General features: G+C 71.6%; 10 protein-coding genes and 2 pseudogenes. 8 read left to right on the top strand and 4 right to left on the bottom strand.

Annotation, left to right across the window (positions count from 1 at the left end):
* The 6 genes and pseudogenes from QHF84_RS49650 to QHF84_RS49625 all read left to right on the top strand — a co-directional run.
* Positions 1–261, top strand: a pseudogene (locus QHF84_RS49650) (hypothetical protein); the annotation flags it as partial.
* A gap of 73 nt (positions 262–334) precedes the next feature.
* The gene (locus QHF84_RS49645) at positions 335–1,708 is read left to right on the top strand and encodes an RsmD family RNA methyltransferase (protein ID WP_281320700.1); all 1,374 of its coding nucleotides are present in this window, start codon (positions 335–337) and stop codon (positions 1,706–1,708) included.
* 28 nt (positions 1,709–1,736) lie between these two features.
* Positions 1,737–1,931: a hypothetical protein gene (locus QHF84_RS49640; RefSeq protein ID WP_281320699.1), complete on the top strand. Its 195-nt coding sequence runs from the start codon at positions 1,737–1,739 to the stop codon at positions 1,929–1,931.
* Positions 1,928–2,818 (top strand): tRNA lysidine(34) synthetase TilS, encoded by an 891-nt coding sequence (gene tilS, locus QHF84_RS49635; RefSeq protein WP_281320698.1) that lies wholly within the window; start codon positions 1,928–1,930, stop codon positions 2,816–2,818. Before QHF84_RS49640 ends, tilS begins: the two co-directional genes overlap by 4 nt.
* A gap of 148 nt (positions 2,819–2,966) precedes the next feature.
* Positions 2,967–4,910 (top strand): ATP-dependent zinc metalloprotease FtsH, encoded by a 1,944-nt coding sequence (gene ftsH, locus QHF84_RS49630; RefSeq protein ID WP_281320697.1) that lies wholly within the window; start codon positions 2,967–2,969, stop codon positions 4,908–4,910.
* 107 nt (positions 4,911–5,017) lie between these two features.
* Positions 5,018–5,536 (top strand): DUF882 domain-containing protein, encoded by a 519-nt coding sequence (locus QHF84_RS49625; protein WP_281320696.1) that lies wholly within the window; start codon positions 5,018–5,020, stop codon positions 5,534–5,536.
* Here QHF84_RS49625 and QHF84_RS49620 read toward each other — a convergent pair.
* From QHF84_RS49620 to QHF84_RS49610, 3 genes are read right to left on the bottom strand one after another with little or no spacing between them, the layout of a single operon-like run.
* The gene (locus QHF84_RS49620; RefSeq protein WP_281320695.1) at positions 5,533–7,056 is read right to left on the bottom strand and encodes an alginate export family protein; all 1,524 of its coding nucleotides are present in this window, start codon (positions 7,054–7,056) and stop codon (positions 5,533–5,535) included. The two genes, QHF84_RS49625 and QHF84_RS49620, sit on opposite strands and share 4 nt — an antisense overlap.
* Before the next feature lies 1 nt (position 7,057).
* Positions 7,058–7,849 carry a hypothetical protein gene (locus tag QHF84_RS49615; protein WP_281320694.1) on the bottom strand — a complete coding sequence of 264 codons (792 nt, stop codon included), beginning with the start codon at positions 7,847–7,849 and terminating at the stop codon, positions 7,058–7,060.
* A complete protein-coding gene (locus tag QHF84_RS49610; RefSeq protein WP_281320693.1) occupies positions 7,846–10,656 on the bottom strand; it encodes a GYF domain-containing protein in 2,811 nt (936 codons plus the stop codon). The genes QHF84_RS49615 and QHF84_RS49610 overlap by 4 nt, the downstream gene beginning before the upstream one ends.
* 147 nt (positions 10,657–10,803) lie before the next feature.
* Here QHF84_RS49610 and QHF84_RS49605 point away from each other — a divergent pair, with 147 nt between their 5' ends.
* Complete coding sequence (locus QHF84_RS49605) at positions 10,804–11,493, top strand: ComF family protein (protein ID WP_281320692.1); 690 nt, start codon at positions 10,804–10,806, stop codon at positions 11,491–11,493.
* On the opposite strand, the gene QHF84_RS49600 is transcribed toward QHF84_RS49605, so the two are convergent.
* Complete coding sequence (locus QHF84_RS49600; RefSeq protein ID WP_281320691.1) at positions 11,490–11,699, bottom strand: hypothetical protein; 210 nt, start codon at positions 11,697–11,699, stop codon at positions 11,490–11,492. The two genes, QHF84_RS49605 and QHF84_RS49600, sit on opposite strands and share 4 nt — an antisense overlap.
* Before the next feature lie 25 nt (positions 11,700–11,724).
* On the opposite strand from QHF84_RS49600, the pseudogene QHF84_RS49595 reads away from it, so the two are divergent.
* A pseudogene (locus tag QHF84_RS49595) lies at positions 11,725–12,242 on the top strand (hypothetical protein); the annotation flags it as partial.

Here is a 12,242-nt window from a genome sequence, read left to right as displayed (position 1 = left end):
ACCGCGCCCACGGCCGCGCCGACCGCGACGGCGAGCGCAGCGGCCGCATCCGGCGAGCCGGGCTTCCTGACGATCGTGTGCAACCCGTTCTGCGACGACGTACTCGACAACGGCCGTTCGCTCGGGCCCTCGCCGATCGTGCACCTCTCGGTCAAACCGGGCTCGCACCGGGTCACGCTGAAGAAGGGCGACATGACCAAGGTCATCTCGGTCATCGTCGTGTCCGGTCAGGTGACGGCGCAACGCGTGTCGATGAAGTGAACGAACGCGTCCGCTCGCCCCGGGAAACGGGGCGGGCGGTGCACGTGCGTTCGTCGTGACGTAGTCTCCTTCGATGCCGCAAGGAACGCGTCCCGCTGGAAAGCCGGACCGAAGGGACAAACCGGCGAGGCCGAAGCAAGCGCTTCGCCCGGAGATCCTGCACATCGAGAATCTCGCCGCGGGTGGAGCCGGCGTGGCTCGGCTCGCCGATCGCACGGCCGTGTTCGTGCCGGGCACCGCGCCGGGCGAACGCGTGGAGGCCGAGGTCGACAGGAACACGCGCCCCGCGCGAGGGCGTCTTCTGCGGGTGATCGAGGCGAGCCCCGATCGCGTGGAGCCTGCGTGCCTGCACGCGGACGCGTGCGGCGGCTGCGACTTCATGCACCTCTCGGAGCACGCGCAGGAAGCGGCGCATGCGGAGATCGTTCGCAGCGCGGTCGCGCATGCGACGGGCGAGACGCCGCCCGCGATCCACGTGCACAGCGCGCCCGAGCCGCTCGGCTATCGCACGCGCGCGCGGCTCTACGTGCGCGCCGAGCGAGGTCGGGTGCGGATCGGGTATCGCGCACAGGGCTCGCACGCGCTCGTGGCGACGCCGACTTGTGTCGTGCTCGCCCCGTCGATCGCCGGCGCGCTCGACGAGATCCCGACGGTGCTCGCGGGCTCGTCGGGCGAAGGCGACGTGCAGATCGCGCGCGGCGCGGGCGGGCACCTCGTCGTGGACGTGACGTGGCGCGGCGAGATCGCGCCTGCGGCGTGGGCGGCGATCGATCGACGTGTCGCGGAAGGCGCGTGGGCCGGCGCGCGCGTGCGCATGGAGGGCGCGAAGACGCCGGCCGTGTTCGGCGATCCGCGGCCGGTGCTCGAAGGCGTGGACGGCGCGCCGCTCGTCGTCGCGGCGGGATCGTTCGCGCAGAGCTCGGATCGCGGCGCAGCGTTGCTCGCGCGGCGCGTGGCGGAGCTCGCCCGCGCGGACGTGGATGCGCCGCGGGAAGGCGCGGACGAGACGGCGAACGGGCACGTACTCGAGCTCTTCGCGGGCAGCGGCACGCTCTCGATCCTGCTCGCGCGAGGAGCCGCGTCGTTCGTCGCGGTCGAGTCGGACGAGGGAGCTGCACGTTCCGCGCGGGAAAACCTCGCGGCGCGGGATCTTCCGGGCAAGGTCGTCGTGGCGAACGCGGACGCTTACCCGATCCCGCCACGCGTCGAGGTCGTCGTGCTCGATCCGCCGCGGGCCGGCGCGGAGGGCGCGACAGCGGCGATCGCGGCCTCTCGTGTTCATCGGATCGTCTACGTCGCGTGTGATCCGGCGACGCTCGCGCGTGACCTCGGCGTGCTCGTGCGCGCGGGCTTCGTGCTCACGCACCTGGAGACGGTCGAGCTCTTCCCGCAGACGAGCCACGTCGAGACCGTGGCGCGCCTCGTACGTCGCCGCGGCGCGCGCTAGGCGCTCGCGTGCGCTACGCTCTCGCCGGATGATCCACCGCGTCGACGAACGGCTCCGGCAGGAGGCGCGCCGCTTTCGCCTCGTGTTCACGTGCGGCGACTGCGCGCAGTACGATCCGGATGGCGATCGTTGCTCGCTCGGTTACCCGCACGGGATGCACCGCGAGCCCGACCTCGACACGTGTGACGAGGTCGTCTTCTGCAAGGCCTTCGAGCTCCGTTGACCAAGCCCTCGCACCCGCCTTCGTTACGGCGCCTCGCCGAGCGCACCATCCGCGACGAAGCCCTCTTCGATCGTGGCGATCGCGTGCTCGTCGCCTGCTCGGGCGGCCCCGACTCGACGGCGCTCCTGCACGTGCTCGCCCTGCTCCGCCGCACGATCGGGCACGAGGTGATCGGACACGGCGTCGATCATGGATTGCGCCCCGAAGCGGCTTTTGAGCTCGCGCTCGCGGCCAAGCTCGCGGACGAGCTCGGCGTTCCTTTCGAGGTGACGCGTGTCGAGGTCGAGCCTGGAGGAAACCTTCAGGCGCGGGCGCGCGAGGCGCGTCATCGGGCGCTGCAGGACGCTGCAGCGCGGCGTGGCGCCTGCGTGATCGCCACGGGGCACACCGCCGACGACAAGGCCGAGACCGTCCTTCTGCGCCTCTTGCGCGGCGCGGGCCCGCGTGGGCTCGCCGTGCTCGAACCTCGCGCGCCTGCGCCCGTGCCGCCGAGCGGAACCGAAGACCCGCGCGACCTCGTGCGTCCCCTCGTCCGTGCGCGAAGGGCCGACGTCCTGCTTCACCTCGATCGCCATGCGATCGCCCACGCCCGCGACCCTTCGAACCTCGACCCGCGCTTCACGCGCGTCCGGGTGCGCCGCGAGTTGATCCCGCTCTTGGAGGATCTCTCACCGCGGATCATCGACCATCTCTGTGCCCTCGCGGACATGCTGCACGAGGTCTGTCCGACGGAGGACCCGATGAGCGGGCTCGGCCGGGCGCAACGGACGACGATCGAGCGGGCCCAAAAGAAGGGCGCTCGAATTGTGAAGATTCGTATGAAGGGGGGGCGGGAGCTCGACGTGACCTTCCCAGCGGGGAAGATCGTCCTTAACGAAAAGAAATGATCGAGTCGCGTCCTTACCGAATGGACGGCGCGGCTTGGCTTCCATCGACGGGCATGCCACCGCGTGGCATGCTGGTGCAAAGAAGCGTTACATTTGGACGCAGTCTGCTCGTCCCGAGGAGATCGGGCCGGGCAACCCGAGGATCCTCGTGAAGCAATCGCACAAGACGCTCCTGCTTTGGGTCCTGCTGATCATGATGTTTCTCGTGATCTGGCAGTTCCTGAGCCCAGATCGCCCGCCCGCAACGCAGGTCTCGTTCAGCGAGTTCATGAGCCAGGTTCGGGCCGATCGAGAAAAGGACCCGCACGTCGACTCCGTCTCGATCAAGGATCGTGAATACACGTTCTGGGTGAAGGACCCGAAGAGCAACTCGAAGGTCAAAAAGGTCACGATCGGCCCGGACAACGCCGACGAGATCACGAAGACGCTGGTCGACAACAAGGTCGCCGTCACCTTCGAGAAGGAGGACGCCTCGCCGTTCTGGTCCGGCGCGCTCGTGACCATCCTGCCGATGGTCTTCCTCCTCGTCATGTTTTACTTGTTCATGCGCCAGCTCCAGGCGGGCGGCGGCAAGGCGATGAGCTTCGGCAAATCGCGCGCGCGGCTGCTCTCGGAGTCGCAGAACAAGGTGACGTTCGCCGACGTGGCCGGCATCGACGAGGCGAAGGACGAGCTCGAAGAGATCATCGCCTTCCTCAAGGATCCGAAGAAGTTCCAGAAGCTCGGCGGCCGCATCCCGAAGGGCGTGCTCATGATGGGCCCGCCCGGCACGGGCAAGACGCTGCTCGCGAAGGCGATCGCGGGCGAGGCGGGCGTGCCGTTCTTCTCGATCTCGGGCTCGGACTTCGTCGAGATGTTCGTGGGCGTCGGCGCGAGCCGCGTGCGTGATCTCTTCGAGCAGGGCAAGAAGCACGCGCCCTGCATCATCTTCATCGACGAGATCGACGCCGTCGGCCGGCACCGCGGCGCGGGCCTCGGCGGCGGGCACGACGAGCGCGAGCAGACGCTGAACCAGCTCCTCGTCGAGATGGACGGCTTCGAGTCGAACGACGGCGTGATCATCATCGCCGCGACGAACCGGCCCGACGTCCTCGACCCCGCGATCCTGCGGCCCGGTCGCTTCGATCGGCGCATCGTGGTGAACCGCCCGGACGTGCGCGGCCGCGAGGGCATCCTCCGCGTGCACACGAAGAAGGTGCCGCTCGGTCCGGACGTCGACCTCGACATCATCGCCCGCGGCACGCCCGGGTTCGTCGGGGCCGATCTCGAGAACCTCGTCAACGAGGCCGCGCTGCTCGCCGCCCGTCAGGACAAGGACCTCGTCTCGATGGTCGACTTCGAGATGGCCAAGGACAAGGTCCTCATGGGCACCGAGCGCCGCAGCATGGTGATCAGCGAGGAGGAGCGGAAGACGACGGCGTGGCACGAGGCAGGTCACGCGCTCGTGGCGAAGCTCCTGGAGAAGAACGCCGACCCCGTGCACAAGGTGACGATCATCCCGCGCGGCCCGGCACTCGGCATCACGCAGCAGCTCCCGAAGGAAGACCGCCTGAGCATGTCGCGTGACTTCGCGAAGGCGCGCCTCGCGGTGCTGATGGGCGGCCGCGTCGCCGAGGAGATCGTGTTCGGCCAGTTCACGACGGGCGCGGGCAACGACATCAAGCAAGCGTCGAACCTCGCGCGCCGCATGGTGACCGAGTTCGGCATGAGCGACGTCATCGGCCCGATCTCGTACGCCGCGAACGAGGAGAGCGTCTTCCTCGGCCGCGACTTCACGAGCCAGCGCCGCGACTACTCGGAGACGGTCGCGAACCAGATCGACGACGAGGTCCGCAAGTTCGTGTTCGACGGCCACGCCGAGGCGCGCCGCCTGCTCGAAGAGCACCGCGAGGCGCTCGACAAGCTGGCGAACGCGCTGCTCGAGCGCGAGACGCTCGACGCCGAGGAGGTCGACGCGATCGTGGCCGGGCGCGAGCTGCCCGAGCGGCAGAAGGTCGTCATCCCGACCTACGCCGACCGCGAGCGCGCCGCGAAGGAGAAGCGCCGCGCCGCCAGCATCTTCGGCGCGCCGAAGCCCGCGCCGAGCACGTGAAAAGGAGGGCGATCGCGCCGGCCCTCGTCGCCGCGGCGTTCGCCCTGCCCGTCCCCTCCCCTCTCTCCGAAGCTCCCCTCCCTCCCCCACGCAGAAGCACCGCCGCCGTGATCGACGCGGCGGCGGCTCCTGCTCCATCGATCGATCCGAGCCCCGTGGATCTCGCGGCGAGCACCACGCCCGCGACGAAGACGCTCGCGACGATCGTGCACGGTCACACGCAGGAGACGCTCGCGCTCACCGAGGACGAGCCCACGATCGAGCGCTTCTCGACGTTCCTCGCGGACCACGGTTACGAGCAGGAGACACGCATCGATCCGCGGCTGCTCGATCTGCTTCGTACGATCGCGAAGAAACACGAGGGCACGCGGATCGAGATCGTGAGCGGCTACCGGAGCCCCAAGCGCAACGAGGTGATGCGCAAGAAGGGCCGGCACGTGGCGTCGCACAGCCAGCACACGCTCGGCATGGCGATCGATTTCCGCGTCGACGGGCTCGCCGTGCCGAAGCTCGCCGCCGAGATTTTGCAGGCGAAATGGCAAGGCGGGCTCGGCACCTACGCGGGGAGGCGCGACAGGTTCGTGCACGTCGACACGGGGCCGAAGCGGCGCTGGAGCGGGTTCTAAGGCGCGCGCAGCACGGCTTGCAGGTAAGCGAAGTGCTGCATGTCGGGCTGGCCGCGGCTCGAAGCCTGGAGGATGTTCCGCGCGCCCTCGCCGGTCAGGAAGAGGCCGTAGGAGGCTTCGATCGCGAGCGGATCCCAGACACGCAGGCCAAACGTCGCGTCGATCTGGTGACCGAGGACATGCGACTCGTTCGTGGCCGAGGCGCCGATCGGGACGAGGGACGCGCTCGTCCAGCGGCCCTTCGGCTGCGCGAGGCCGACGAAGCGGTAGCCGAGGTTCACGGAGAACGTGTCGGTCGGGCGCATCGAGACGTCGCCGCCGGCCTCGATGAGGTTCGACCACGCGTAGAGGCCCATGCGACCGTGCATCGGGCGCTCCTCGGGGAGGATCGGATCGAAGCGCGTCTGCACGGCGAGCGGATCGGTGCTGCCGTCGTCCCCCGAGGCGTACGCGCCCGCCGCGCCGAACGTGAGGTGCCACGGCAGCGCCGTCTCCCACGTGACGCGCGCGGCGCCCGCGAAGGCGCTGAGATCGCGGTTCGCGCCGAAGCTCGAGATGCGGCCGAGCTCGTACGCGCCTTCGACGGCGTACCGCACGCCGCGGTAGTCGCCCGAGAAGCGCGCGTCGAACACGTACGTGTCGCTCGGCGTGAGGTCGAAGGCCGCGGGCGGCCGGACGATCCGCGCGAGCGCCGTGACGTCGATCGCGAGCAGCGGGAAGATGCGGAAGATCGCGTGCGCGCCGTAGAGCTGGCTGCCCGTCTGCGGGCTGACCCTCGGATCGATCGTCGTGTCCGCGCTCCCCGCCGATCCCGATCCGGCCGTGCCGCCCGCCGTCCCGCTCGCCGCCCCCCCGAGGCTGCCGAGCCCACTGAACGGCGAGGTGCCGATGAGCGCCGCGAGCAGCTCGACGTCGATGTTCTTCCAGGACAAACCGAGCCGCGCGGCGTCGAGCGCTCGCGGCCGTTGCGTGAAATCGCTCTCGCCGAGGAGGCGCCCGTCGCCCCACACGACGCGCTGGCGGCCGAGGCGGAACCACACGCGGCGGTTCTTGCGGTGCACGTCGAGGTAGGCCTCGAAGAGGCCGAGGCCCGTGCCGAGCTGGCTACTTTGCAGCACGCCGCTCACCGGCGATCCCGCGATCGGCCGCGCGTCCTGCAGCACGATCGCCGCCGTCACGGGCCCGCGATCCACGGCGAGCCCGAGCCGCGCGCGGCTCGTCGCGGCCCACTGCGACGTGTAGATCGGCGTCATGTAGGTCGGCGCGTCGAAGCGCGGCGGCAGGTTCGTTCCGTACGCGTCTTCGAGCACGGCCCCGCGCGCGAAATTCACGCCGCCGATGTCGAACGGATCGGTGCGGAATTCGCCGCGCACGCGAAGCTCGAACGAGGGGCGGAAGGTGAAGGATCCGACGGGGATCGACTCGGGCAGCGGCGTCGCCTGCGCCTCCGCGGAGGGGCTCGCGAGCGAGAGCGCGAGCGCGGCCGCCGCGGCGAAAACGGAAGGATTCAGTCTCGTCATGTCAGGGCTCGAAATCGTCGCTCGGCTTGGGCTTCGGCGCCGGCGATCCTCCCGCGGGCGCGCCGCCGCCGCCACCACCGCCGCCGGGCCGCGGGCGCGGATTCTTGCCGGTGAACTTCGCGAGCGCCGCGTCGGCCGCGCCGGTCTCCAGCGCCATCGCCAGGCCCACGACGAACGACGACGCGAGCCCCGCCTCCGTCGTCGCGCGCCCGCGGAGGTCCGCGAGCACGATCCGCGCGCCCTCGAGCTCGCGCGGGGCGTCGCCCGATTTCGCCGCGGGCGTCATGGAGAGCTCGGTCCGTTTCGAGTCGAGGAAACGCGCGCGCTGTTCGAGGTCGCCCATGCGCCGCGCCACGTCGAGCGACGCCTTCACCGACTGCTCGACGGCTTTCGCGAGCGCCTCGGGATCCTCGCTCGTCTTGCCACGCTTCTGCACGAGCACGATGAGCTTCGCGTCGGGCGTGAGCTCGAGGTGCAGCGCCGTGCCTGCATCGTCGAGCGTCTTCGCCTTCTTCGCGGCCGCCTCCAGCGCCTCGCTCGCCTCCGCCGTCGCCGCGAGGCCGAGCGCCTTCACGAGATCGGCGCGCGCGGCCTTGCGATCGCCCTCGGCGCGGTCGACCTCGCCGCGCAGCGCAATGACGGACTTGAAGAAGTCGTCGAGCGCGGCCTCCTTCGTGGTGATCGCCTTGCCTTGCTCGATCTGCGACAGCGAGGGCCCGCAAGCCGGGAGCGAGGACAGGCTCGCCGCCACGACGAAGGCCCACGCGAACGATCGCCTCGACGAGAGTCTCATCCGCACTGGAGCACGCCTCCCCAAAGCTCGTAACTCGACTTGCCCCTCTGGAGGAAGACCGCGGTCACGTACGCGCCGGCCACGGCGGCCATGCCCTGGCCGAAGTTGCCCGCGGGCGGCGAGAGCGCGATCGGATCCCCCACGGGCACGAAGTCCGGGCCGAGCGTCTGCACACGGACGGCGCGCGCGCCCGCCGATCCCTCGGTCCACACGAGCACCCATCGACCGTCGGGCAAGCCCGCGATCCCAGGCGCGAACGCGTCGCCGCCGGGGCCTCCGGCCGGTAGCTCGATCACCTGCGTCGACGACGGGATCGATCCGGCGGGCGCGTGGCCGAGCCGGATCTTCCACGGGCTCTCTTCGGTCTCGCGATCGGCGAAGAGGATCGCGACCTCGCGGCCGTTCCATCCGCTCATGGGCTTGCCGACCTGACCGCCGGATCCCGCGACCTTCACGAGCTCGCCGAGGGGCTTGCGATCCGGGCCGATGAAGCCGCCCATGACGGCGCCGTCGCGCCGGAACGAGAGCGCGTAGCCCTTGTCGTCGGCGACGACCACGCGCGCGGCGTCGAGCGGATCCGATCCCGCGATCGGCCAGAGCGTCTGCGGCGCGGCGTCGATGCGATCGGCCGTCGCGAGGCTGCCCTCGGCGACGCCCAGGAAAAACGGCGTGGACGCGGGCACCTGCACGATCGATTTGAGCGTGCCCGACGACTCCTTCGCGGCGATGAAGTAGCCCTTGTCCGTGCCGGTCGGCGCGACGCGATCGATCTCGCCGCTCACCTTCTCGACGAACCCTTCGTTCACCTGACCGCTCGACGGCGTGACCTCGATGCCGACGGCCTCGTCCGAGCTCTTCGCGTAGCCGATCGAGACGTTGCCCGAAGGCAACGGCAAGAGCTCGAACGGGATCTTGTTCGAGACGACCGGCGCCCAGCGCACGGGCTGCTTGGCGACCCAGCAAGGCTTGGGCGGTTGCGGCAAGGCATCGCGGATCGCGCGGACCGTGTTCGCCAGGACCGCGCGCGCGCCGCCGCCGGCCACCGTCGGCTTGACCGAGCAACGTCCCACGAAGAAGGCCGAGATCACCATCAGCACGAGCAAGCCGCTGCTCGTGGCGATGAGCTTCATCGGCAGCGTGCTCGGCGCTTGCTCGGGCTTGACCACGCGCGAGGCGTCCGACGTCGCGTCGAGCACGACGCGGGCGCGCGGCGTCTCCGTGTACGTGAACGGCGGCGGGTTCGGGCCCGCGGGCGGCGCGCTCTCTTCGACCGCCGACGGCAAGGTCCGCACCTCTTCGGACGCTCCACGCGCGGGCGCTTCTTTCTCGGGCAACGGCGCCGTCGAAGGATCGGCGAGCAGACCATCGATCCGGATCGTCCGTGTGACCTCGTGCGGCAGCTTCACCGCGCCGGCCATCGACGGGCCGGTGTAACCGCTGGACGCAGCGGGATAGCTGCCGCTGGTGAAGTCGGGCGGAAGGATCGCGGTCGTGCTCGGCTCGCGTGGAGGCGGCGCTGGGGGCAGCTCATCGACGCGGGAGGGCGCCGTCACGGGCGCGAGCTCGGGCGACGGCGTGGCCTCGGGCGGCGGCGCGACGAGGGGCGGCGGCGGCTCGGTCGGGGCGAGCAGCGGCGCGGCGGCCGCGGATGGCTCGGCCGGAGGCGCGGCCGGCGGTTGCGCGGCGGGAGGATCGACCGGCGCAGGAGGCGGCGCCGTGCTCGGCGAGGCCTTCGCGGTCGACGTCCCCGGCGCGGCGCCGGCGCGTGGCACCGGGGCGGGCTTGAGCAGCGCCGACGGCCGCAGGATCGCCGAGGGCTTGTCCGCGGCCTTGTCCACGACGGGCCGCGGGATCCCCGGGGACACCGCGGGCTTCACGGCCGGCTCCGTCGCCGGCTTCGTGAGGACCTTCGACGGCGCGCGCATCGGGCTCGGGCCCACCGTCGAGTACTCGGACGTCTTCGGGCCGAGGGGCTTCGGCGCAGGGCCGACCGACGTGTTCTCCGCGCCGCCGGCCTTCCCGCGCGGACCCTCGGCGGGCTTGACGGGCGCGGCGATCGGCGGCGGCGGGTTCGATCGAGGCGTGGCGGCGGGCGGCTTCGCGGGGCTCTCGGCCGCGCGAGGCGCGACCATCGCGGGCTTCGGCGGCGCCAGGGCCGTCGTCTCTTTCGGCGGCTTCGCAGCGGGCGGGGCGAGATCGCCGACGTTCGTCGTCTCGTCGTCGTTGACGTCGTTCCAGCGCTCGTCGATCGCGCTCTGGCTCGTCGCCGGGCGCTTCGGGGCCGGCTCAGCGACGGGCGGCGGCAGAGGGCCCACGGGCGGGGGCGGTCGAACGACGGCCGGCGGCTCGGGCGACGCGGCCGGGCCTCGGGGAACGGCGGCCTCGAACGCGGCTCCGCCGTACTCGGGCCGCAGCGTGATCGGCGCGGCGCCTGGAGGTGCGGCCTCGCCCGCGCCCGAGGGCACCACGATCGGCGCGCCCTGGGCGCCCTTCTGCGGCGCGGCTGGCCCCGGGATCCCGAGCAGCGTGCCCATCTGACCGCGCTTCTCGGGCAGCGGCCCTCCAAAGCGTGGTGGCGCAACGCCGGCGGGCTCGTGCTGCGGCGCGATCGGCTCCTGCGTGGTGGGCGTGGCGTCGGCGAACTCGGCCACCGTGAAGGCGGGGACCCACGCCTCCATGCCCTCGCGCCAGACGAGGACGGACGGCGGGAGCACGCGGGTCGCGAGGGCTTCCCGCAGCTCGTCGGTTCGCACGAGCCGCTGCACGCCTTGCTCGTCGGTCCAGCGCCACTCGTCGCGGCTGGTCAAGCGCGCCTCCGCGTGGAGCAGGTCGTGCGCAGATCGGGTTCGTGTCGGGCGAGCACCTCGCGCGAATCGTACAGCGACACCCGCGACGTTGCGCGGAATTTCGTTCGCCGCGACGCAACTGCGGAGCGTTGCCCTCGATGTTCAGGCATGCCCCTCTCGCGTCCCTTCGTCCTCGCGTTCCTGGCGGCGCGCGTGATCGCCCGCGCCCTGATCGACACCTTGAGCCCTCCGGCCTGCGCGGCCTGTGATGCGCCCGTGCGCCGCGACCGCGTCTTTTGTCCGACCTGCGCCGCGACCGTCCTCCGGACCTCGAACACGCCCGGCGAGCCGCTCGCGTTCGCGGCCTTCGGCGGCGCCGTCGCGGCTGCGCTGAAGCGGTTCAAGTACGGGGAGCGTCCCGATCTCGGGCGCCCGCTCGGCCATCTCCTGCGCGGGCTCTTGCGAGAAGAGGCGCCGGCCGTGGACCTCGTGATCCCCGTACCGCTCCATCCGCGGAGGCTCGCCGAACGTGGCTACAACCAGGCCGCGCTGCTCGCGCATGCAGCCGCAGGCGAGCTCGGCGTGCCTCTCGCGGCGCGCGCGCTCGTGCGGCTCCGGAACACGCCCCAGCAGGCGACCCTCGGCCGCGCCGAGCGGCTCGCGAACGTCGCGCGGGCCTTCGTCGTGCGATCCCCGCGGGCCGTACGAGGCCGCAGGATCCTCCTCGTCGACGACGTCGCCACCACGGGATCCACGCTCGAAGCTTGCCGCGATGCGCTCGTCGAGGCAGGCGCACGCGAGGTGATCACCTCGTGCCTCGCCCGCGCCGGCGAACCGCCCGCGGATCGTGCGACCTAGCGCTTCTTCTTCCGCGGCGCCTGCGGCGGCGGCTTGCCGGGGACGACGTCGATCCGCAGCGAATCCTGGCAGGGCACGACCACCGTCTCCCCGGCCGAGAGCCACTCCGGGTAGCGCCCTTCGGCCGTGCTCGACACGCGGATGAACTTGCTCCCGCACGGCGCCTGGAACGTCTCGTTCGTGCGGCCGAGCTTCTTTCCGCTCACGTACACGTTTCCTTCCGAGGGAAACGTGACCGTCAGGAGCCCGTATCCCGCGGGAGGCGGCGACGGCGCGGTGGCTTGCGGCGCGGCGGCGGAGTCGGCCGGCTGGGTCTCGGGCGACGCGAGCGGAGGCTTGGCCGAGGTCGAGGCCGAGGCGCCCGCGTTCGGATTCGCGTCCGGATCCGATCCGCCCGTGAACATCACGACGGCGCCCGCGGTGAGCAATGCGACCGCGCCTCCGGCGATCGCGAGCATGAGCGGCGGCGGTCGCTTCTTTCGACTGGCCGGTTGCGCCGGGGCGAGCGTGGGCTCGGCCGGAGGTGTCGAGGCGGAGGCCGCAGGAGGCACGGATGTGGAGGCCGCAGGGGGCGCGGACGTGGAAGCAGCCCCCGGCGCAGGCGTCGCCGTCGGCGCGCCGAACCGAGGCAACCCTGGAGGCGCGCCCATCGGCGGTGCCACCGGCGGCGCGGCCATCGGCGGCGGCACGGGCGGCGCGGCCATCGGCGGCGGCGGCTTCGGCGCGGCCGGCGGCACGGGCGGCGGCGC

It is taken from the genome of Polyangium sp. y55x31, assembly GCF_029946505.1.
Classification (GTDB): Bacteria; Myxococcota_A; Polyangia; order Polyangiales; family Polyangiaceae; genus Polyangium.
Note: the sequence above shows the minus strand (reverse complement) of the source record. Positions and strands in the feature narration are given on the sequence as shown.